Below are 21695 nucleotides of genomic sequence, written 5' to 3'. Positions count from 1 at the left end.
CGCAATCGTATTTAACTGATAGCAGATTAACGACCTCGGATGAAGATAGTTCACGTCTCCGATACCCACATCGGATTCTCCGCCTACCGCAAGGTGGATGATGAGGCCGGCATCAACCAGAGGGAGATGGACATATACAGGAGATTCGCCGAGTTCGCTGACAAGGCCATTGAGATCCATCCGGACGTGATCATCCATTCCGGCGACCTGTTCGATTCGGTAAGGCCATCCAATCGTGCCATATCGGTGGCCCTGGACAACCTGGCCCGCATCACCGCCGCGGACATCCCGGTTGTGGTGATAGCCGGCAACCACTCCACGCCCAGGCTCAGGGAGACGGGAAGCGTGTTCAAGATCCTTGAACATGTCCGGGGGCTCAGAGCGGTCTATAGCGGGATCTATGAGCGGGTGGTCCAGGACGACATCACCATCCATGCCGTGCCCCACAACGAGGGGGACGCGCTGTTCACAGAACTGGACAAAGTCCGCCCGGATGATGATGCGAATTACAACGTGGAAACGCTGCATGCCGGGGTCTCCGGGCTCAACGTCTTCAAGATGGGCGAGTTCAACGAGACCATTGTCCCATCGTCCTACCTCCGGACGGATATGGATTACATCGCCTTAGGACACTACCACAACTATTCCAGCGCTGCCGACAACGCCTACTACGCCGGCTCAATAGAGCGGCTCACCTTCTCGGAAGCGGACGAGGCGAAGGGCTTTGTAGTGCTGGACCTGGACTCGAAAAAGCGCAGGTTCGTCAAGCTCGCCGCCCGGGAGATGATGGACCTGGGGCCCATCGACGCCTCGGGAATGGACACGGCCTCGCTCATGGAAGAGATATCCAACGTGCTGGACACGGTATCCATGGACGGAAGGATAGTACGTTTGATCGTAAACCGGGTCCCGTCGGCAGTGTACAAGGCCGTGGACTTCAACCGCATAGTGCAGAAGGCCTCCACGGCAACCCATTTCGAACCCAAGTTCGAGGTGGTCCAGGAGAACTCCTCGGTCCAATGGAAGAGCGCCAGCATCGATTCCCTGGAATCGGAGTACTCGTCCTTTCTGGACCAGTATCCGGTCGAGCTGGTGAGCAAGGACGAGGTCAGGGCGAAGGGGTTGGAATACCTGAAAAGGGGGCTGGAAGGATCAAACTGAGATACCTCGAGCTGAAGAACTACCGCAAGTTCCGCAATGCCCGGGTGGAGTTCCCCGACGGGATCGTAGGGATCATAGGGCAGAACGGTTCCGGCAAGTCCAGCCTGGTGGAGGCTATCGCCTGGGCGCTTTACGGTAACGAGTCATCGATCGTCCGTACCACCAAGGAAGGCATTAGGAGCTCGTCCGCCGGACCGAATGACGAATGCTCGGTGGAGCTTGATTTCGATCTCGGACCGGACCATTACAGGGTGGTCCGAAGCATCAAGGGCAAGAATTGCGTGACCGATGCGTCCCTCAGCGTGAACGGTTCACTGACCGCCAAGACCGATAAGGGCGTCACCGACGTGATCGTCGACCGGCTGGGCATGGACTACAAGTCATTCTTCATCTCGGTTTTCGCCAGGCAGAAGGACCTGAATGCGCTTTCGACGCTCCGTCCGGCCGATCGAAAGAAGACCATACTGAGAATGCTGGAGATCGATGTCCTGGACGATGTGGTCACGGAGATCGACAAGGACGCCAAGGGCAAGCGTACCGAACTGGCGAATCTCAACCTGTTCCTGTACGAAGCCGATGGCCAGGAGAAAAGGAAGAGGATCGAGACGGAACGCACGGCGCTGGCTGCAGATGTCCAGCAACTGGAATCGTCGCTCCAGGAACAAAGAAGGCTCCTCGAGGCCCTGGACAAAAGGACCAACGTGGTAAAGACGGAATGGGACCTGGCCGAAGGCAAATACCGGGAATACTCATCACATAAGCAGAAGGCGGCAGAATTACGGGCGGGCATGGAACGGAACGCCCAGTCCGTCGACCGTTTGGCAAAGGACATCGAATCCCTCATGGAAAAGGGTAGGAAAGCTACAGAGCTGGAGGGTGCTAACAGACAATACCTGGATTCCGTGGCACGGAAGGACTCGATGGAGTCATTACGATCATCGTTCATGGAGCTGGATTATCAGCGGACCCGCAGGTCCAAACTGGAGAAGGAAGCCATCTCACTGGTGGAAAGGATCGGCCGTTCCAGGAAGGACCTTGCCGACCTCAAGGACCCCTCTAAGCATCTTTCCTCGGTCGAGGACAACCTGAAGCATGCGGATGAGAACATCGCGAACGCTAACCGCAGGTCGGATTGGCTCAGAGGCGAGGTAAAGCGCGTGGAAAAGGATGCGGCGGCCCGGGAGAAGAGAAGGACGGAGATCCAATCGATCGGCCCGGACAGCAAATGTCCCACCTGCGAAAGGACGTTGGCCGAGCATTACACGACGTTATTGGAGCTGATGGCGAAGGAGATCTCGGAAATGCGGCGTCAGTTGGCTGAACTGTCCGCTCAGCTCACTTCAGCTGATGACGATCTGGATAAGTGCAAGAAGGTCCGCGGGAACATCGATATCCGGCTCCAGAAGCTAAGAAAGGAGGTCATCGAGGAAACGAAACTCGCCTCCTCTGTCAAAGGCCTTGAGGACCAGGTAACGAAGGTAAGGACCGATATGGCCGATACAGATTCGGCGATCTCCCGGATCGGGACGGTGGATTTCGATGTCCTCGCCTACGAAAGGCTCAAGAAGGACCTGTTGGAGCTGAAAAGGACCTCGGACCTCTACAACCAGCTGACCATCGAGGCGAGACGCCTGCCGGAAGTGGAATCCCAAAAGGCATCGCTGGAAAAGCACATCGAGGCCGAACGCGAGGAACTAAGCCTGGCCCAGGAGCGGATGGCCTCGTCTGGCCACAGCGACGAGCTTCTGGAAAAGGCAAAGCGGACCTACGTGGAGGTCAGGGACCGGCGCGAGGCGAAGGCCAAGGAGACCTATGCGCTGCAGAACGGCATCGATCGAAGGAAGGCAGAGATATCCGGAAAGGACGAACAGCTGAAACAGCTTGCCGAGGTTGAGTTGAAGGTGGGAGCCATCCAGAAGGAGAGCGAGACCCTGGCGGTCCTGAGCGAGGTGATGAAGGTCTTCCGTTCCAATGTCATCTCCCGCATCGTGCCGACGCTCTCGGAGATATCCTCCGGCCTATTCGAGGAACTGACCGAGGCCAAGTACAACGGCATGGAGCTTGATGAGGATTACGACATCTACATCTACGACAAGGGTCAGAAGTATCCGCTGGACCGGTTCTCCGGGGGCGAGGCGGACCTGGCCAACCTGTGCCTGCGCCTGGCGATATCCCGGGTCATATCGGAACGGTCAGGCAGCAGCATCAACTTCCTGGTGCTGGACGAGATATTCGGTTCTCAGGACAACATCCGCAAGAGGAACATCATGCAGACCTTCACCGGCTTGTCCAAGCAGTTCGGGCAGATCGTCCTGATCACGCACATCGAGGAGGTCAAGGACCTCATGGGCAACGTCATCGGCATCAAGGAGCTGTCGGACGGCTCGAGCGAGGTATCCATCATCCGATGACTATGATACCTGGACCACGTCGACCTGTTCCCCTTCCATGTCCGGCGGCAGTTCACCGACCGCCCACCCCTCTCCGGTCGTCTCGCAGTAGAAGTAGCTAATGCCGCCACTCTGTACATATGTCCCGTCGCCTCCCGGAAGAGCGATCCCGCCGGCCATATGCCCGGTCATCAGCAGGAGCACCGAGTCGAAGCCCATCGCTTCGGTGACCGAGGCGAAGAGTATCGATTTGTCCTCGCAATCACCGGTCTCATCGTATAGCGTCTCGACGGAATAGCGCCAGTATTCGTCCGGCCCTTCGGAGATGTTATCGTAGGAATACTGGATGCCTTGGCAGAAGGACAAGACCAGATCCTCTGTCTGTCGCTGATCGAAGCCTTTGCCGGCGGCGATGGCCTTCAGTTTCTGCGCCAGGTCGACCACCACCGGGTCATCGGAAGTGACAAAGGCGGACATCTGCGATTCGTACTGGGGGCTGCGGTCTGCACCGTTGTTGCGATAGCTGTAATAGTCCTTTGCGGTCACATTAAGGTCCAGGGCATAGAGCTCGTTGTCATACTGCCACCGGTACTCCTTGTTGGAGAGCATGGTCACAGTGGACACCGAGTACCACAGCATGCCATCGTCATCATCGGAGGATAGCGTTCCGTCCAATGAACCGTCGGCAACTCCGGTGGTATCATCCCCGGTCCAATTGCCGGTGACCACATCGTACATGATGTCCAACGATCGGCCGGTCTGGGATTGCCCGTCGATATCAACGGAATCGTCACTCGTGGCCGAATCTTCGTCCCACATCGATATCGAGATGTTGGCGAAGCGATGGTTATCGTCCACATTGTTGAGGTAGCTGCCGTCGACCGAGAAACCTCTGCCGACAACTGCATTCCAGACATCTCCGGCGTTGTCTATCCTTCCCTTATACGCACCATCAATGGAGATCGTGAAGTACACCTGGGCACCGTTGCTCAAGGAATCCACCCGATCCGATACCTTTGCCTTTGTCAGGTTTATCAGGATGCCGACATCCCGGTCCCTGAAAAGATCGGTCATGTCAGGGAACCCGTCGTTGTCCTGGTCATCGAATAGGGGGTCGGCATTGTCGCCGATCCCATCGCCGTCGCCGTCCGACCATTCAGATGGGTCGTCTGGAAAAAGGTCGACCGAATCCGGATATCCATCATTGTCCCTGTCCGCGACAGTGGTGGTCGGTACCGTTCCCTGGTCTTGGACGCCGGGGACGACACCGGGTCTTAACAGGACAAAAACACCCAGGACCGAGACCGCGATCAGTGCCACAGCGATAAATACCACGACCAAGACCGTCAGCCGGTCAGATCTGGGAACTGGCGGAGGGTAATTGTATTGATATCTCTGGTCTATGTAAGGGTTCAGCACCTGGGGTTCAGGGACAATTCCGTCCTGACCATCGCTCATCGCTTGGCCAATGATCAATGACGAGAAAAAGGTTGGCAAGGATGGCACGGAACGGAAAAAGTATCCGTGCCTCCTCTTTGGAACCAGGTCACTTCTGGTCGATTATCCACATCAAGTGCCATCCGAACTGGGTCTTGAACGGGCCGGCGATGTCTCCTTTCTTGCCACCGAAGCCCTGGTCCTCGAACTCCTTGACCATCTTCTGTCTGGTGAACCAGCCCAGGTCGCCACCCTTCTTGCCCGACGGGCACTCGGAGAACTGCTTGGCCAGCTCGCCGAACTTCTTTCCAGCATCGGCCGGCGGAACTGCCTTGATCTGGGCCAGGAGTTCCTTGGCCTTGTCTTGGTTCTTGACTAGGATGTGCGCTGCGTGTACTTCCTTTACCATGTCCCGGAACAATGCCCAAGGGGGATATCAATTTTGTTCAAGATCCTGCGGTCGGAATGGGGGCGTACGTGATCACACAATTCAATCAGTGTACACCGCATCCAGGTCCACATATTCCTTGACCGTGCGGGCCACCAGATCGATCTTGTTGGTGTCGTCCGGATCGATCCTGGCTATCAGGTGCTCGATCGTCTCGGAAGCGTTCAGGGTGTCCTGACGGGTCAGCAGTATGGGGACGCCCAATTCATAGGCCTTGGCCACCACCTGCCGATCCGGGTACAGTCCTCCGGTGAGCACCAGGCAGGACGTGTCCGTGGAGAGCGCGGCCATCTGTATATCGGAGCGGTCACCCCCGGTGATGATGGCCTTGTTGGCAAAGCGCCTCATGGTCTTCAGCGCCGTCTCAGGGGTCATGGCGCCGACCATGACCTCCTCCACGATTCGGTCCATCCGGTCCTCTGCGACAATGACCGTGGCCCCCAGGGCGTCCGCCACCTCTTCGACATTGAACCGGCATAGCTCCTTGAGCGGAGGGATCGAGCCCAGTACCTGGATATGCTTCGATTCCAGCATCTTGACCACCTTCTGGTCCTCGTTCATGTTGAGGATGACCCCGCGGAAGTTTACCTTATAGCGGCGCATCATGTGCTTCAGCATGGCGATCTTGTCCAGATCCGATGACCGGGCACGGGACACGAGGACCACACCGGACTGCACGTTCTCGGCAATGGCCATGCCGGATACGTCATTAAGGAAACCGGTGGTTATCTCCCTTGTCCCCTCGATGAGCATCAGGTCCGATTTTCCCTTCAGCTTGTCATAGGCCTTGACGATCTCATCCATATCGACCGGCTTCTCCATGTCATAGGTGAAGGGGCTCAGGACCTCCTCTGAATGAGATAGTCCCAGCACCTTCTTCATCAGGTAGGCGTCCTGGTCTATTACCCGGTCGTCGATCGTCATGAGCGTCTCCTTGAACGGTTTGAAGAACCCGACCTTACCTGGGAAGTTCTTCGCCAGTCCCAGAGTGACCATCGTCTTTCCGGACCTTTCCACCGCCGAACCCAAGAATAATGACCTCATGCTGTTTCCCTCCTGATCGTCGCGAGCGCATCCACGGCGCTCGCCCCCTGCCCCTCATCGCCGACGATGACCGGGTTCATCTCGAACTCAGCCAGTTCAGGGAAGTCCATGGCCAGCTGCGACAGCCTGCCGATGACCTCCTGGAGCGCCGCTATATCCGCCGGGCGCCTTCCTCTGGCCCCGGTAAGGATCGGATATGCCTTGATGGACTGTATCATGCTGATAACGTCCTGCCGGGTTAATGGAGCTATCCTCTGCGATACATCCCTCATTATCTCCACGAATATACCACCTAGCCCGAAAGTCACCACCGGTCCGAACTGGTTGTCCCGGACCATGCCCACGATGACCTCTCTTCCCTTGACCATGCGCTCCAGGGATACCCCGTCGATCCTGGCCTGCGGCATCCGGGAAGAGACCCGGGCCATGATGAGCTGGAATTGGGCCCTTACCTCGTCGTCGTTCTTGATGTCTACCACAACCCCGCCCACGTCGGTCTTGTGCGCGATGTCCGGCGATTCGATCTTCATGACCAGCGGATATCCGATCCTCTGTGCTTCCATGACCGCTTGGTCGGCATCCTTGGCCATCCCTTCCAACGGAACGTCGATGCCGTAGGCGCTCAGGATCTCCTTGCCTTCGGATTCGGAAAGCATGAGACGGTTCTCGGAACGGACGCTGTCCAGCACGGCCTTGGTGCGGACCTTGTCACCTTCAAAGGAGACCGGCCCCCCATCCTCCTTGGAGTCCTTGAACCGCTTGTATGCGACCATGGCGGCGAGCGATTGCACAGCACGGTCAGGTGATTCGTAGTTGGGAACGCCAGACGTCCTCAGGATGCTGACCGCCTTTTCCAGGCCCGCCCCTCCGACGAACGCCGTGACGAACGGCTTGGTGGAATTACCAGCGAACCTGGCCAGAGCCGTTGCGACCGAGGCGGTGTCCACGATGTCCGTGGGCGCCATCAATGCCAGGATGCAGGATACGCTGTCGTCCTTCATGATCGCATCGACGGCGAAAGAGTATCGGTCGGCATCAGCGTCGCCTATCACGTCCACCGGATTATAGAAGTTGGCCGATTCAGGCAACTTTGTCTTCAGCAGCTCGATGGTCTCTGGTTTGAAAGAGGCAAGCGTCATGCCGTAATCGGAGCAGGCGTCCGCCGCCATGACCCCAAGGCCGCCGGCATTGGTGATGATGGCGATGCGGTCGCCCTCCGGCAACGGCATGCTCGAAAAGAGAGTCAGGTGATCGAACAATTCCTCGATGGTCTTGACCCGGATGATGCCGGACTGGGCCAGGGCCGCGTCGTATACCCGGTCGCTGCCGGACAACGCTCCGGTATGGGACGATGCTGCCTTGGCTCCGGAGGAGGTCCTTCCTGCCTTGAGGGCGATGATCGGCTTATCCCTGGTGGTGAGCTTGGCCTGGCGCATGAACTCGATCCCGCGGTCCGTTCCCTCGATGTACATCCCGATGACCTTGGTCAGAGGGTCGTCGCGCAGGTACTGCAGCAAGTCCGCCTCATCGATGTCCAGTTTGTTCCCGACGCTCACGAACTTGGAGAACCCGACATTGGTGCGTTGGGCCCAATCCAGCATCACCGAGCAGATGGCGCCAGACTGGGAACTTATTGCGATGGAGCCGGTCCTCGGGTACTGGTTGGTGAAGGTGGCGTTGATCATGCTGTGGGTGTTGATCATGCCCAGGCAATTGGGGCCCAGGATCCTCATCCCGTACGAACGGGCGATCTCCCCAATCCTGCGCTCCAGTTCGGCACCGTCCTTGCCGGTCTCCTTGAAGCCGGCCGAGATCACGATGACCGCCTTGGTGCCCTTGCGGCCGGTCTCCTCGATGATCCCCGGTACCGTATGGGCGGGCGTCGTGACGACCACCAGGTCCACCTGGTCCGGGACGAGCGATATGCTGGCATAGCATCTTAGCCCCAGTATCTCCTCCGACTTGGGATTGACCGGATAGAGCTTACCGGTGAAGCCCGAGCTGATGATGTTGCGTAGGACTATATGGCCGACCTTGTTCTCCTCCCTGGCCGCGCCGACCACAGCTATGCTTGCAGGCTCGAAAAGTTCCCTCATCCTCTCCGTCCGCAATTGCATTCTCCCCTGGATATAGCTTGCCCTGCTTCCATATCTCAGAACTCGTCGATCTTGGCCTGGTCCTGGACATGCACCACCTTGGACTTGTGCGGGATGTTGAGCATATCCATCAGTTCGAAGGCGTTCTTGGCCGACTTGGCCCGGCCATGATTGTTGAAGAACACTCGGACCCTGGACACCTTCTCCTCCATCTCCCGGATACGAGGTACCCAAGGGGAGAGCTGCTCCTCCGTGTACAGGTAATCATACCGGTCAATGCGCTCATCGTCCTCTTTCTCGTCATGGTACCAGATGTCGAAGTTACGGCCGTGGAAACGGACATAGGCCGAATCTGCCGTGAGGTCGCTGGTGTAGGGAAAGCCTGGACCATCCACGATGACGTTGGTGATGCGATTGTCACGCAGGAGCCTGACGGTATCGCCCAGAAGATGATGCTTGTCATTGAGCCAGGACCTGTGGCGGAACTCCAGGGCATAGTGGAACTCGCCCACGGAAAGCGATCCAAGGAAGCGCGATAGAACCTCGAAAGAATTGCCAGTGTTGTGAAATGAGGGAGACATCTGGATTAGGATAGCTCCCAGCCCGCCGACCTCGTTCAGAGGCAAAGCGAGGATCCTCTCAAAGAACAGAGCGTGGTTCACCGCCTCCTTGTCGTCCCCGTTCACCAGCGCCTCGTGAGTGACGCTCCGCGGCATCTTCACCGAGAACTCGAAACCGGGATGGGCCTTGGCCTTCTCCACCCAGGAGTTTACCTGCCTTTCCCCGGGCATACGGTAGAAGGTCGAGTTCACCTCGACGGAGTTGAAATACTCCGCATAATGCTCAAAACGCTTGGCGTTGTCGTCCTTTATCTCGAATGGAAAGAACCGGCCGACCCAATCATCATAGGACCAGCCGCTGCACCCGACCGTGACGGTCATCGGTAGGCTATTTGCAGCTCCCAACAGAAAAAGGTAATGAAAGAGGTTTGCCGCTCACCATGGACGGGAATGCTTGTTCCACAGCACCCCGTTGATGCCGCCCAGCACCAGCACCGAGACGAACAGGACGGCGATGTTCTGATATATGCTGTAGCTGTCGGCATAGACCAGCAACCATATGAGCAGGAACGCTACCCACGCGGCTCCAGTTATGAAGGATCCTATCGCCCTCAGACGCCACGGGCCCATAGCATCCTTCGGAGCCATCCTCATCGCCCATGTGCCCCACACAGCGCCGTTTATGCCAATGAAGACGATCAGCGATATGATGACCGCCCCTATGTTCTGGTATATCGAATATTTGTCCGCGTAGAAGAACAGCCACAGGATCACGAAGGATAGCCATCCCACCGCAGTGATGATGGATGTCGATACTCTCCAGCCGAATCCTTTTGTCTTCCTCGGATCGAACGTGACCTCAAGGTTCTCGTCAAACTCGTTCATTTGTCCACATCCCCATGCCGGACTTCCGCCGGCGGATCTCTGGTCATTTTCTTCGGTCATTACAGACATCTCCTCTGTGATTACACTATCGGTCGGTCACGATATTTGGGCAAGGTGGACACATGTGACCGGATTTAGGTCACTCTCCGGACTTGATCGAATATATACCGAGGAACGGGCACTCTTCAGAGGATTGTTTATATCAGGGTTGATGGGTCAAAGCATTGGCGCAATGGCTTACTATGAGCCAAAATCGCTGGTGTTCCCATGAAGACCGATAGAACCGTACTCTTGGCAGCGTTGATATTTGTGGCAGGCCTGGTACTGACGATCTTCGCCCTGCTGTCGCCGAACGCGATGCGCGGAGCCTCCTCGGGCATGATGGGAGGGACCAACGATGTCAATTCCTACTCGATCACCAGTATGCTTCTCGCAATGGTCGGTTCGTTCATGATGGCCATCGGAGTCTTTCTAGCCTTTTTCAGACAGGAATACGAGCCTTTGACGGACATCCCCTCGATCCAACATGCCAACACTCCATTTGCTCCGTCCCTTGAATATGTCCAGCCACAGATAGTGACGAGCGATCAACCGGCGGCGGAGGTCCAGGCTCAATCGACACCACCGGCGGTCGATGACCGGATACTTGTCCTGCGCCTTCTGACCGGGGACGAAAGAAGCCTGTTCCGGGCGATCGTGGAGTCGGGAGGGGAAGCCCTCCAGAAGGACCTCATGGTCAAGGCCAATATGTCAGATGCCAAGGTGTCGAGGACGCTGGATAAGCTTGTGGAAAAAGGGGTCGTCTCCAAGTCCCGTTTCGGTATGACGAACAAGGTGAAGGTCGAGATTGAACCCTGACCTCAAGGACAAATCCCAGGAACAATGAAAAAAATAGTGGGATCTGGCATCTAAGCCAGATTGTCCTGGTACCTAGAACAGTTGAAGGTGCCATCGGCGTTCTGGGTCACGTTGCACTGGTTTCCCGATAGGTTCTGGCAGTTAACGCCGGTTCCGTTCATCATTCCCATGTGACCGGCGGCGCCCATCATCCCGTAGGCATGACCGTTCAGGGATTGCCCGCCCATTTGGCCGTTCATATGTCCGCTGCCACCCATCATTCCGGTCCCGGTGTTCTGCGAGCCGGTGAATGAGCCGGCCGCTGCCGCTGCTCCCATCAGACCGACGAGGGCAACGACTCCGATGATACAGAAGATGGTTACCGTCTTCATTGTCGTGTTCATTTCAATTTCCTGCTGCGTTACTTCGCATGCTGGTCCTGACTAGGATTGAAAAACCATAAGAAATGAGTGGTTGAAAAGCTCTGAAAAGATTGAAAAGTCAGGATCTGGACATGAAAATAGATGAAAAGAGGCTCGAGTTGAACGGAACGTACCGGTGTAATCCGGACGCTCAAAACGCCCCTATGATCATTGATAGCTGAGATGGATCGCCTCGGCGCTAGAGAGGATTTAAGTTCAGTTCGACCCTCCCCTCCCCTGCATTCGGTAAAAGTAGAGGGGACCTGTGAACCTCTCAGTAATCTGAATGCGCACAGTGCCCGTAATTTGGGTCCCTGCAGGAACTTGCGATGAGACTATCGCGTCATGACTGGAGGACAACCCCGGTGCACGACACTAAACCCCCGCCCCGGGTCAGTGTGGGGAGAACAGACAGTCATGTCGTCCATGAACCAATCTGTTTGGGGTGGGGGACACTTCGCATTCCTTGTTTTCAAAATGACTGGCCAGGGCGATTTTGTTAAGTATTCCTGTTTCACTACACAATCCATATGGTGGAGATGAAGAAGAGCTTCTCGGACCTGCTGGTTAGTGATGTCTATGACCTGGTCATCAAAGAACCGTCGACCGTCAAGACCGGTTCCAAGATCCATCAGGTGTTCGACGAATACCTGAAGAACCCTGGGTCCAGGAAGGTATACGTTATCGACGATGAAGGGAAGCTCTTGGGGGCCGTCACCACTGAAACCCTGCTTCGACTTCTGGGCTACAGGGTGGGCATAAGGGAGTTCGCCGGATTTTCGCTATGGAAGCTGATGAGGGACATGCTCAAAGAGGGCGTGGATGGAATATTCGTAAAGATCCCATCAGTGAAGGCGAACGACAAGCTCACCAAAGCCTTACAGATAATGCTGGACAACCATCTCAACGACCTGCCGGTGATCGACAATGAGGGAAAGCTCATCGGAGAGCTGAACAGCCTAGAGATATTCAATAAAGGAAAAGAACTGTTCGTAGAATGAAGCACTTTGACCATCGGACAAAGATCTCCTTTGGTCCTCCTTCCTAACCATACCGATCGGAAGACAAGATAGGGTGCGCTTGACCGGAATCCGGTTCCGAACGATCGGATAAGTACTTTGGCTATAGATATCGTTCAGCGGATCATTTCATCAACCGATAGAACAGTAACATTTTATCTCTGACAATAGCTAACCATTGCTCGTTCCGGATGGAGAAAGATCGCATGCAGACCAGAATCGAACCCTTGGTTGACGCGCTGGTCCAGGGAGATAGGGAAGGGTCCGTTCAGGCCGCCACAAGACTTCTTCAAGAAGGAGTGCCCGCAGAGACCCTCGTCCGGGACGGGATCGAGGCGGCCATGTCTAAAATGGACGCAAAATGTACGCTGGAAGAGTTCAACCTGTTGGAGATAATGCTTGTCGGGAGGGCGGCCTTGGAAGTGATGAAGGTTGTGCTGCCGAAGGGAGCGGGCCCCTCCACATCCAGAGACACGGTTCTGCTGGTCACCCCGGAAGGGGACGTTCATGACCTGGGAAAGAACATCGTAAAGATGGTGCTTACCGCCAGGGGATATCGGGTCGTGGACTGCGGTCGGGACTGTCCAATAACCCAGATGGTATCCTCGGCCATAGCGGATAAGGCTGAGGTGCTAGGAATTAGTGGGTTGATAACCTCGGTGATCCCAACGGTCAGACAGATCCGACCTTCGCTCGAGGCGGCAGGACTGAGGGAAAGGACCTTGATAGCAGGCGGGGCAGCATTGCGCCAAGCCTCTCCCGAGGACCTGAACGTGGACTATGTTGCATTGGACGTATTTGATGGAGTGAAGTTTCTGGATACCCGAAAGGAGGACTGAGATGAATTCCCTGGGGATAGTGCTTGGCACTGTGCAGATGAAAAGCACTGACCGGGTGCCTGTGATCCCTCAGGTGTTTGGGCACGCAGCGGTCTGCAACCAGGTACCCCTCCACAAATACCTTCGGGACGGGCGGACATTGGCGGAGTGCCAGATCCAGGCCAGGGAGAAGTATGGCTATGATGCCGTGTTCGCGCTGATGGACGTCAATGTGGAAAGCGAGGCCATGGGAAGTGAGATCGCATTCAGGGACGGCATGTATCCCCACATAACGAAACATGTTCTGAGCGAAGCGCCAGGCGTTGACGGGCTGGATGTCCCTGACCCTATGACGGACGGGCGAATGCCCGAGACGCTGGAAGCTATCAGGGTCGCACGAAAGGATGTTGGAAATGAGGCTCTGGTCGCTAGCGCGATCCTAGGCCCGTTCACGCTTACATGCCAGCTCCTCGGGACCGAGAGGGCCTTATACATGCTCGCGGACGACAAGCCGAAATTCCTCGAGTTCCTTCGGTTCTCGGAGAAGGTCGCAATTTCCTACGGGGTAGCCCAGGTCATGGCAGGAAGCCACGCTCCCATCATGTTCGATCCTGGCGCAACCCCTAGCGTCCTGCCGCCTGCTTTGTTCCGCGAGATCGAAGGGCCCTCCCTCACTCGGGTAAGAAAGGCTTTGGCAAAGGCAGGAGCAGCGGGTACCTGGTTGCATATCGCGGGAGGCACGGACAAGGTTCTGCCCAGCTGCAGGTCGATCGGGGTTCAGATCGTCAATTTCGATTACGACGTCGCGCCGGAAGTAGCCATTTCAGCATTACCGGATGTCTGCCTGGACGGCAACATCAAATCACTGTCCTTCTGTTCGAGTTCCCCCCTGGCGGTCTCTCAGGGAAGCAAGAAGCTCTTAAAGACATTCGAGAACCGCGGAGGGTTCATCCTCTCCTCAGGCTGCGAGGTCCCATTGGAAGCGAATCCTGAATGCATCACTGCCATGGTTGAGGCAGCACGGGAGCGCTGATCTCACGCCGGTAATCCGCGTTAAAATGCCCGGATGCACGAGGACGATCGAGTACGTTCCGGGAAAAAGCCTGCGCCAGATCGTCGAACGCGCCGGCTTGGAGATCAGATCGGGATGCAACGGGAACGGTACATGCGGTCTTTGCATGGTGAAGGTCGCAGGGGACATTGATCCGATACCGACCAGGAATGAAAGGGCGAGCATCGGCGAGGAGATGATCCTCCAAGGCTACCGGCTGGCCTGCCAGTATGTACCTCGTGAGGACGTTGAAGCGATCCTGCCAGGCATCAGACGGAACAGCGATTGGAGGCCGATTGCAGATGAGAGGCCAAGCAAGACGAGGGCGAGACCTACCATGGCCGCAGATCCCGATAACGGGTCTGGGTATGCGATAGCGGTGGATGTGGGGACCACCACCATAAAGGTGTCATTGCTTGACCTGATGACACGAAAGAGGCTTGCCGGGCTGATCAGGGAGAACCCCCAGAATGCCTATGGATCCGATGTCATAAGCCGCCTCGTTGCCCTTAGGGACGAGCCCGAATGCGTACGCAAGATGAGGGAGGAGACATTGTCGGTCATCTACCAAGGGATCCTGAGGTTGATGGCGGTCGCGGGGTTGGATATCGAGGATGTCGATCAAGCACGCCTCGTGGGCAACACCACCATGATTTCGATACTTGGTGCAGCAGATCCCCTGGACATGCTTTCCACAAGGAAATGGTCGGACCGGTTCAATGCGGATGGCAATGAAGAGACCGTCCATTTCTCAGCTTTCAAAATGGGGTCCGGATTGACAATGACCATGACGCCCCCGCTGGCTGGTTTTGTTGGATCGGACGCCATCGCGGGCATTGTGGCCACCGGCCTCATGGATGATCCCGGACCTAACCTGATGATCGATCTCGGGACCAACACCGAAGTGTGCCTGTGGGATGGCAAAGACCTCCTCATCACCGCCTGTGCCGGAGGGCCAGCGATGGAAGGGGTGGGCATGAGATGCGGTTCGGCCATCGATAATGATCCGGATGGCGGATCGGTTTTGACTTCGGGCGCTGTTTGCGACCCAACGGCCCTGAGGGGAAAGGTCGAAGAGGGTCTGAGCGGCTCCGCCCTCATCGACGCATTGGCAAAGATGGTGCAGACCGGAGTGGTGGACGGGAAGGGCAACTTCACCGGAGGCGATGCCCGGACGGTCGATCAGAAAAGCGGTTTCGTTTTCACCAAGTCCGACATCGACCGCATCATGCGCGCGAAATCGGCCGTGGCCTCTGGAATATGGGCCCTGCTGAATAAGGCCGGCCTACCGCTGGATTCTCTGAAGAAGGTGTACATCACCGGGAATTTCGGCCAATCCCTGAGCATAGAAAGCGCAAAGCGCATCGGCCTCCTTCCATACCTGCCAACCTCCAGGTTCTCGGTCATCGGGAACGCTTCGCTCATGGGCTGCGAGGACATGCTGGCAACGCCCCAAGCAAGGGTGGGCGCCGAACAAATAAGAAGAACGGGCAAGCTCATCAACCTGGCCATGGAGCCGGGTTTCGATGACCTGTTCCTCGAGAATCTGTACCTTAGGCCTATGACCTCGGGACCATGCACAGATGTCCTTGGGCTGAACGAATACATACGGATCTCCCAGTACATCGTGGGGATAAGCGACCTGCGGCCAGAGGAGGAGATATCCAGGGCCATCATCCGATTCATGGGAGGCCGGATGGTGGGGTTCGCTCACCAGGATCCGGATGGCGGATTGAGCATAGCCCATTGGTCAAGGGACCCGACGGATCCAGTCCTGGATTACCGTGGGTTGGGGATCGAGGAGGCCTCCGCCGAAGTGTTAAGCTCAGGATTCCTCACCAATACACGTCATGATGACATCGGCCTGCAGTTCCTGTTCTTGCCCGTGACCATCGAGAGACAGGTCAAGAGGGTGCTGATCGTCGGGTTTGACGATGATGTGACCTTGGACCGACATATCATCGATATCTACCTGGCGGTCGCATCGCTCATCGGGGCGGTGCTTCAAAGAGGTCTCAACGAGGAAGAGCTACGATCCCACCGTACCGAACTGACCAAACTGGTTGAGGAGCGGACCACGGAACTGGAACGGTCAAACACCGAGCTGCAGCAGTTCGCCTATGTGGCATCGCATGATCTTCAGGAGCCGCTGCGGATGGTGACGGCGTATCTCAATCTGCTCGAGAGCAGATACGGGGATAAGTTGGACGGGGAAGCCAAACGATTCCTCGATTTCGCAGTGGAGGGAGGCCTTAGAGCAAGGGATCTGGTCAACGATCTGCTCGAGTTCTCCCGGGTCGATACTAAAGGAAAGCCTCCCATGGAGGTCGACATGGAGAAGGTGATGTCGGAGGTGAGGGACAACCTCTCGGTCCGGATCGATGAGGACCGGGCATTGTTGTTGCAGGACAGCCTTCCCGTGATCAAGGCTGACTATTCACAGATGGTCCAGGTCATGCAGAACCTGGTCAGCAACGGTATAAAATTCCATGGAAAGGAGAGACCTGAGGTTCACATTTCTGTTATTGATCACGGTTCGAATTGGTGTTTTTCGGTGAAGGACAATGGGATCGGGATCGACCCAGAGTATAAGGACAAGCTCTTCGTCCTATTCCGAAGACTTCACACCAGGGAAGAATACGAGGGCACCGGGATCGGATTGGCCATCAGCAAGAAGATCGTGGAGAGGCATGGCGGCAAGATATGGTTCGATTCGGAACCCGGGAAGGGAACGGAATTCCAATTTACGATCCCCAAAGAGCCTGAGGAGTGACCAAGCATGAAAGATACCGACCCGGGCTCGTGTAATTTGTTCCGTTTTTGACCAACACTTTTATTTCCTTTCGGATGGACTATTTCATAACGGTAATATGTCCTCCGAGATCAAGAGAATTCTGGTCGGTATCGACGGCTCGAGCAATTCGAACAGAGCGGCATCGCTGGCGGCGCAAGTGGCCAAGAAATTTGATGCCAAAGTGACGTTGCTGTTCGTGGTGTCGCCCTCTGACCATGACATGCTTGCCGGGAAGTCCACCTATATCGATGAGGAGAAAGGCTTCGGCGAACAGAGAATGGAGAAGGCGAAGATGGCTTTCGCGGAGGCCGGCATCACCTTCGACACCGACATCGAGTTCGGCAACGCCGCCGAAAAGATCCTTACGGTCTCGGAACGGGGGTATGACCTGGTGGTCGTCGGGACCAGAGGATTGAGCGCGATCCGCGGCTTCCTCATGGGCAGCGTATCCAGCCAGGTCTCCCAGCACTCCAAGGTGCCTGTGATGGTCGTCCCCTGAAGGGGACCGACCTTGTTTCTTTTCAGCGCAGATAGATGCTGCCCAGTTCCTTGTTCCAGGCCCACTCGTCCTCGGTCCGGGCATCCTGCTTGGCGCGGACGATCTCCTGGATCCTGGAGTCCATTGTGTCCGCCTGGGCTATGGCGACCGCCTCGGGGAACGATGGCTCCTTAGGTGAGCCATACTCCAGCTCCCCATGGCTGCTCAGGATTATGTGGCTGATCTTGAGCCGCAGATTGTCCGGGAACTCCGGGATCGAGCGTATGGCGAAACTGATCATCTCTGAACCGATGACGATGTGACCGCGCAGCCTGCCTTCGTTGGTGCAGTCGATGTTCGTCGTCACCTCATACTCATGCACCTTACCGATGTCATGCAGGATCGCTCCGGCCAGCAGCAGGTCCCGGTCCATTCTGGGATACATGTCTCCCATAGTATCGCACAGCTTGGTGACGTCCAGCGTGTGCTCGAGAAGCCCCCCGATCCAATTGCAGTGATGGGTTATCGCGGCGGGGCATTTCTTGAACTCTTCCACGAACGCCTCGTCGGCAAAGAAGTAGCCAAGCAATTGGAGCAACTTCGGGTCCTTGACCTTCTTGATGTAACCGTTCAGCTGGGTCATCATCAGGTTGATGTCCTTCTCGGTCCTCGGGACGAAATCCTCCAATCGATACTCGCCTTCGGCCATCGGGACCACCATGTCACCGTTGTCCGGGTTGATGGCGATCTCCAGGATCTCGTTGTACTCCTGCGCCTTTCCCTTGACGCGGAGAACGCCTCCAGGTACGATCGAGTCGAACACCTTGCGCACCGCCATCTCGTTGGTGTTGCCAAAGTACTTCACCGCTATCTCGCCGGTCTTGTCGCCGACACGCACGTCGAACATGAAACCGTTCTTGCTCTTGCGGACCGGCTTCTTGAACTTGACCGAGAACATGTCGTCGACCTTGGTCTCCTTGTTAAGGTCCCTGATGAACTGCTTCTTTTCTGCCATGGTTGCCCCTTGTCCCAAATGATAGGTGGTTAATATTGATGCCGGAGCGGGTACGGGCCGCGAACCTACACCTTCTTTGCCGCGACCCTTTTCAGCCAGTCCTCCGCCTCGCGATGGCGTGGGTGGATCCGTTCCATGTCCTTGAACTCCCTGTCGTGGTAGCGACCGAGCGATCTCAGCCCGCCCCTCAGGTGCAGCAGTTCGTGATACAACACGTACTCGCTGACATATTCCGGTACCTTTTCCGTGTCAAGGGCAGAGCTGATGGCAATGACCCGCATCAGTATCGAACAATAGCCGAGACGGGCTTTGTTCGGGTTCCTGGTCCATGTGATGTAAGTGTTGGGCAGATCCGGAACCAGCCCTTGGTCCTTGAGCCGCTCGAACGATTCCAGCAGCTCGTAGCTGCTCCCTTCGGAACGATATGCCAGGTTACGACTGCGTCGCAGATATACCGGACGGTTGGTGTCCAGGAACTGCCTCGACTGGAACCAGTCCTTCATCCGATCGTTGTAGAGCTCCACCTTGGCCTTTGACCGGAGCCGTTTGAACAGGTTGTCCGCGAACTCGTTCATGATCTGGCCGTCCGCGCATTCCAGGTAATCCGTCACCTTGAAATCGGCGGTGTTCCCGGTCCTTTGCCAGCAAGCCTTGAAATCCTTGAACGGGAAGAAGCTCGCGCTCACCTTGTCATATCCATAGGCCCTGCCCGCCCTCTGGAAGGACGCGCATATCCCATCCTGTACGTCGGTCGTCATCTTCTAGCCTCTCATCGACAAACGAGGATAAACCCATTGTCCTCATCGCCGATCATCTGAGTGGTCTGGCCTCGATATATCGCATGCCTATACAATGAGATTGAACATAGCATCGAATCGAGCATGTCGGCGATCCCTTTGATCCCAGAAGAATCGGAATTGACGATGCTTGCCTCAAACCCCTCCGGAAGCAGAACCTCTGGATTCTGGACCTTTATGGCCCTGAACAGTTCCACGCAGCCTCGCCGTCTATCTTCCAGACGGCCGTGCTTGTAATGATGCCTGCCTAGTATGGCCCGGACCGAAGCATGGGGATAGACCTCGTAGATCAGGCGTCCGGAACGGTCCAGGGGCTTGGCCATGCGGAACCCATGGAGACAAAGGGAATGGACCATACGTTCTCCCCGTGAACCGCCAAATTTTTCCGAAAGGTAGTACTTCGAGGTCGGAAGGATGTTGATGCCCATCTGCCTGACCAGTTTCTCCGTGCACCTCATTCCGGACCGGTTGGGAACGGTGAGCGATGCATCAATGCCAACCAGGCAATCCCCCTCTCTTTCGATAAGGGCGAGTATCTCCTCATCCCAGGTCACCCGCTTTGTCTGGACCATGGCGAGCTCGTCCATGATGCATACCGCCGTGTTCAACGGTTCCGGGTCAACACATTTCCATGCCAGGTCCACACCGATGTATCTCACATTCCCTCATCAGACGACTGACATATTGACCGTAACCATTCATATTTCCGGTAAATATTTCCAGTACAAATCCGTTAAATAGTCAGCAATGGAATAATAGTTTCCCGAGGACATGGATAGCTTATCCAGGGATGACCGGGAAAAGCACCTGATAACTCGTGGGAACGTCGACGGGATCGTAAGTGCCGCTATCTTTCTGAACCGTTATCCGAGCTCCCGTGTATCTTTTATCACGTCCCCGACCGCTGGTGCAAGGGCTTTGTCAATGGACTTCTCATCGAAAGAGATCTATCTTGCCGACGTCGCGCTCGTTCCGGACGTGGCGGAGGCCATGGCGACGAGGATGGACCGGCAGAAGGTGTTCCTTATCGACCATCATCCGACCCCGAACAGCGCTTGTCCGAATGGGATCAAGGTCATCAATGAGGGCATGAGCGCGGCTGGCGTTCTGTACCGTTTCCTCAATTCCCCGAACCGGTTGAAGAAGCTGGTCGCCATCGCTGACCAGGTGGAATACTTCGACACACCGATCCTGAGGGAGATGGTCAACAATAATGGCCATCAGAAGGTCTGCGAGGAATCCCGCATCCTGGATTTCTCCTGGAGACTGAACATAGACGACGATCCGTTCCGCAGGCAGGCGGCGCAGCATCTTTCACAGGGTCTGTGGCCTTCGCAGGTGGACCCCATCAAGAGCCGCTTCATCCAAGTGGTGAACGAGCAACGTTGGCCTAAGGCCCTGGCCCGGGCCCAATCGGGCATCAGGGTGTACGGCAGCGTGGGTATTTTCGACAGCACTGACAAGAACCGTTCGCTCTACGGATTCGGGACCAGGGCGATCGTCGAGGTGGCCATCCGCCGCGGTTGCCGGTATGCCATAATGGTCAACGAAAGAAAGATACACTCTTCGATCTCGATGCGGGGAATGTGTGCTGGAGGCATCGACCTCGGACGTTTCGTGGAGGAATTCACCGCGATCTATGGGCTGGAAGGGGGAGGGCATCCCTCCAGTGCCGGAGCCAGGATACCGGTGGAGAGGACCCACAGATTCGTGGACGAGTTCGTCTCCGAAGCCCTTTAGTCATCTTCAACGGTCTTGTCCTCATCTATCTGCTTCTTGACCACGTGCTTGTAGACGAGGACGGGGCATTTGGCGTTGGTGATGATCTTGTCCTGCAGCGGACCAAAGTCGAAGGCCTCCCACCGCTTGGCGGCGCTGGATCCCATGACCAGCAGGTCATAGTCCATCGATTCTCCGATGACCCCTCCCACTATCGTTTCCGGTCTGATCTCCTTGGTGAGCACCGGAACGCTCTCCGCCTCGAGGATACTGGTAAGGCGCTTGGAGTATTCTCTGGCCTTGTCCAGGTATTTCTCGTCCACAATGACGTTGAGTATGGTGACACGGGCGCCTTGTTTCCTCGCCACCATCGCCGCGACCTCCGTGGCGGCACTGACATGCCAAAGACCGCCTGAAAGGATAAGGATGCGTGTCGGTTTGAGCTTCTCATCCGACTTGATGAACAGCACATCGCAGGGAGTGAGACGCAGTATCAGGTCCATCTTGCGGCCGAGGATGCGCTTCTGGGTGTTGGTATAGCCCTTCCATCCGATGATGATCATGTTCGCCGCTTCTTCTTTGGCGGTATCGATGACAGCCGTTACCACCTCGTGAGATACCGTGACCAAGGCGTGTGTGACCACACCGGTCATCTCGGCGTGCTGCTTGAGCTTCTCCAGCATCTTCTTCCGGTCGTCGATCAGCCGGCGGTCCACATCGCTGA

Annotated in this window: 20 protein-coding genes; 9 read left to right on the top strand and 11 right to left on the bottom strand. The window is 56.3% G+C overall.

What is annotated here, in order from left to right; translation table 11 throughout:
- Positions 1-39: 39 nt before the first annotated feature.
- Complete coding sequence (locus tag VGK23_00100; protein HEY3418937.1) at positions 40-1161, top strand: exonuclease SbcCD subunit D; 1122 nt, start codon at positions 40-42, stop codon at positions 1159-1161.
- Positions 1050-3572 (top strand): SMC family ATPase, encoded by a 2523-nt coding sequence (locus VGK23_00095; GenBank protein ID HEY3418936.1) that lies wholly within the window; start codon positions 1050-1052, stop codon positions 3570-3572. Before VGK23_00100 ends, VGK23_00095 begins: the two co-directional genes overlap by 112 nt.
- Here the strand turns inward: VGK23_00095 and VGK23_00090 are convergent, their stop codons facing one another.
- The 6 genes from VGK23_00090 to VGK23_00065 form a co-directional block, all read right to left on the bottom strand.
- Positions 3573-5009, bottom strand: a complete 1437-nt coding sequence (locus VGK23_00090) for a hypothetical protein (GenBank protein HEY3418935.1) — start codon at positions 5007-5009, stop codon at positions 3573-3575. It lies immediately after the preceding gene.
- Between the two features lie 88 nt (positions 5010-5097).
- Entirely contained in the window at positions 5098-5397 is a 300-nt protein-coding gene (locus tag VGK23_00085; protein HEY3418934.1) for a peptidylprolyl isomerase, read from the bottom strand.
- Positions 5398-5478: 81 nt separating this feature from the next.
- A complete protein-coding gene (locus VGK23_00080; protein HEY3418933.1) occupies positions 5479-6480 on the bottom strand; it encodes an AAA family ATPase in 1002 nt (333 codons plus the stop codon).
- Positions 6477-8591 (bottom strand): acetate--CoA ligase family protein, encoded by a 2115-nt coding sequence (locus tag VGK23_00075; protein ID HEY3418932.1) that lies wholly within the window; start codon positions 8589-8591, stop codon positions 6477-6479. Before VGK23_00075 ends, VGK23_00080 begins: the two co-directional genes overlap by 4 nt.
- A gap of 41 nt (positions 8592-8632) precedes the next feature.
- Positions 8633-9517, bottom strand: coding sequence for a DUF72 domain-containing protein (locus tag VGK23_00070; GenBank protein ID HEY3418931.1), 885 nt, complete (start codon positions 9515-9517; stop codon positions 8633-8635).
- A gap of 54 nt (positions 9518-9571) precedes the next feature.
- Positions 9572-10081, bottom strand: coding sequence for a hypothetical protein (locus tag VGK23_00065; protein HEY3418930.1), 510 nt, complete (start codon positions 10079-10081; stop codon positions 9572-9574).
- Between the two features lie 207 nt (positions 10082-10288).
- On the opposite strand from VGK23_00065, the gene VGK23_00060 reads away from it, so the two are divergent.
- Entirely contained in the window at positions 10289-10879 is a 591-nt protein-coding gene (locus VGK23_00060) for a hypothetical protein (protein ID HEY3418929.1), read from the top strand.
- Positions 10880-10929: 50 nt separating this feature from the next.
- Here the strand turns inward: VGK23_00060 and VGK23_00055 are convergent, their stop codons facing one another.
- Positions 10930-11262: a hypothetical protein gene (locus VGK23_00055; GenBank protein ID HEY3418928.1), complete on the bottom strand. Its 333-nt coding sequence runs from the start codon at positions 11260-11262 to the stop codon at positions 10930-10932.
- A 548-nt stretch (positions 11263-11810) separates the two neighbouring features.
- On the opposite strand from VGK23_00055, the gene VGK23_00050 reads away from it, so the two are divergent.
- The 5 genes from VGK23_00050 (at position 11811) to VGK23_00030 (ending at position 17461) form a co-directional block, all read left to right on the top strand.
- Entirely contained in the window at positions 11811-12281 is a 471-nt protein-coding gene (locus tag VGK23_00050; protein ID HEY3418927.1) for a CBS domain-containing protein, read from the top strand.
- A 224-nt stretch (positions 12282-12505) separates the two neighbouring features.
- Positions 12506-13138 (top strand): cobalamin-dependent protein, encoded by a 633-nt coding sequence (locus VGK23_00045; GenBank protein ID HEY3418926.1) that lies wholly within the window; start codon positions 12506-12508, stop codon positions 13136-13138.
- 1 nt (position 13139) lies between these two features.
- Positions 13140-14150 (top strand): uroporphyrinogen decarboxylase family protein, encoded by a 1011-nt coding sequence (locus tag VGK23_00040; GenBank protein ID HEY3418925.1) that lies wholly within the window; start codon positions 13140-13142, stop codon positions 14148-14150.
- 25 nt (positions 14151-14175) lie between these two features.
- On the top strand, positions 14176-16941 hold the full coding sequence (locus tag VGK23_00035) for an ASKHA domain-containing protein (protein ID HEY3418924.1): 2766 nt from the start codon (positions 14176-14178) through the stop codon (positions 16939-16941).
- A 97-nt stretch (positions 16942-17038) separates the two neighbouring features.
- Entirely contained in the window at positions 17039-17461 is a 423-nt protein-coding gene (locus VGK23_00030; GenBank protein HEY3418923.1) for a universal stress protein, read from the top strand.
- Positions 17462-17483: 22 nt separating this feature from the next.
- Here VGK23_00030 and VGK23_00025 read toward each other — a convergent pair whose 3' ends face one another.
- The 3 genes from VGK23_00025 to VGK23_00015 all read right to left on the bottom strand — a co-directional run bounded on the left by VGK23_00025 (position 17484) and on the right by VGK23_00015 (position 19911).
- Positions 17484-18455 carry an HD domain-containing protein gene (locus VGK23_00025; GenBank protein HEY3418922.1) on the bottom strand — a complete coding sequence of 324 codons (972 nt, stop codon included), beginning with the start codon at positions 18453-18455 and terminating at the stop codon, positions 17484-17486.
- Positions 18456-18520: 65 nt separating this feature from the next.
- Positions 18521-19213 (bottom strand): M48 family metallopeptidase, encoded by a 693-nt coding sequence (locus VGK23_00020; protein ID HEY3418921.1) that lies wholly within the window; start codon positions 19211-19213, stop codon positions 18521-18523.
- Positions 19214-19224: 11 nt separating this feature from the next.
- The gene (locus VGK23_00015; GenBank protein HEY3418920.1) at positions 19225-19911 is read right to left on the bottom strand and encodes a DUF429 domain-containing protein; all 687 of its coding nucleotides are present in this window, start codon (positions 19909-19911) and stop codon (positions 19225-19227) included.
- Positions 19912-20023: 112 nt separating this feature from the next.
- Between VGK23_00015 and VGK23_00010 the strand changes: the two genes are divergently transcribed.
- A complete protein-coding gene (locus tag VGK23_00010) occupies positions 20024-20992 on the top strand; it encodes a DHHA1 domain-containing protein (protein ID HEY3418919.1) in 969 nt (322 codons plus the stop codon).
- Here the strand turns inward: VGK23_00010 and VGK23_00005 are convergent.
- On the bottom strand, positions 20989-21695 hold a 707-nt coding region (locus VGK23_00005; protein ID HEY3418918.1), incomplete at its 5' end, for a universal stress protein. The two genes, VGK23_00010 and VGK23_00005, sit on opposite strands and share 4 nt — an antisense overlap.

The sequence above is a fragment of the Methanomassiliicoccales archaeon genome, from assembly GCA_036504055.1.
In the GTDB taxonomy this organism is placed as follows: Archaea; Thermoplasmatota; Thermoplasmata; order Methanomassiliicoccales; family UBA472; genus DASXVU01.
This window is presented reverse-complemented; position numbering and strand designations above follow the sequence as displayed.

Excerpts from the sequence above, each read along its gene's own strand:
- VGK23_00040 (HEY3418925.1), top strand. The coding sequence starts at position 13,140 with ATGAATTCCCTGGGGATAGTGCTTGGCACTGTGCAGATGAAAAGCACT.
- VGK23_00050 (HEY3418927.1), top strand. The coding sequence starts at position 11,811 with ATGGTGGAGATGAAGAAGAGCTTCTCGGACCTGCTGGTTAGTGATGTC.
- VGK23_00080 (HEY3418933.1), bottom strand. The coding sequence starts at position 6,480 with ATGAGGTCATTATTCTTGGGTTCGGCGGTGGAAAGGTCCGGAAAGACG.
- VGK23_00055 (HEY3418928.1), bottom strand. The coding sequence starts at position 11,262 with ATGAACACGACAATGAAGACGGTAACCATCTTCTGTATCATCGGAGTC.
- VGK23_00025 (HEY3418922.1), bottom strand. The coding sequence starts at position 18,455 with ATGGCAGAAAAGAAGCAGTTCATCAGGGACCTTAACAAGGAGACCAAG.
- VGK23_00010 (HEY3418919.1), top strand. The coding sequence starts at position 20,024 with ATGGATAGCTTATCCAGGGATGACCGGGAAAAGCACCTGATAACTCGT.
- VGK23_00100 (HEY3418937.1), top strand. The coding sequence starts at position 40 with ATGAAGATAGTTCACGTCTCCGATACCCACATCGGATTCTCCGCCTAC.
- VGK23_00090 (HEY3418935.1), bottom strand. The coding sequence starts at position 5,009 with ATGAGCGATGGTCAGGACGGAATTGTCCCTGAACCCCAGGTGCTGAAC.
- VGK23_00085 (HEY3418934.1), bottom strand. The coding sequence starts at position 5,397 with ATGGTAAAGGAAGTACACGCAGCGCACATCCTAGTCAAGAACCAAGAC.
- VGK23_00070 (HEY3418931.1), bottom strand. The coding sequence starts at position 9,517 with ATGACCGTCACGGTCGGGTGCAGCGGCTGGTCCTATGATGATTGGGTC.
- VGK23_00030 (HEY3418923.1), top strand. The coding sequence starts at position 17,039 with ATGTCCTCCGAGATCAAGAGAATTCTGGTCGGTATCGACGGCTCGAGC.
- VGK23_00065 (HEY3418930.1), bottom strand. The coding sequence starts at position 10,081 with ATGACCGAAGAAAATGACCAGAGATCCGCCGGCGGAAGTCCGGCATGG.
- VGK23_00020 (HEY3418921.1), bottom strand. The coding sequence starts at position 19,213 with ATGACGACCGACGTACAGGATGGGATATGCGCGTCCTTCCAGAGGGCG.
- VGK23_00060 (HEY3418929.1), top strand. The coding sequence starts at position 10,289 with ATGAAGACCGATAGAACCGTACTCTTGGCAGCGTTGATATTTGTGGCA.
- VGK23_00045 (HEY3418926.1), top strand. The coding sequence starts at position 12,506 with ATGCAGACCAGAATCGAACCCTTGGTTGACGCGCTGGTCCAGGGAGAT.
- VGK23_00035 (HEY3418924.1), top strand. The coding sequence starts at position 14,176 with ATGCCCGGATGCACGAGGACGATCGAGTACGTTCCGGGAAAAAGCCTG.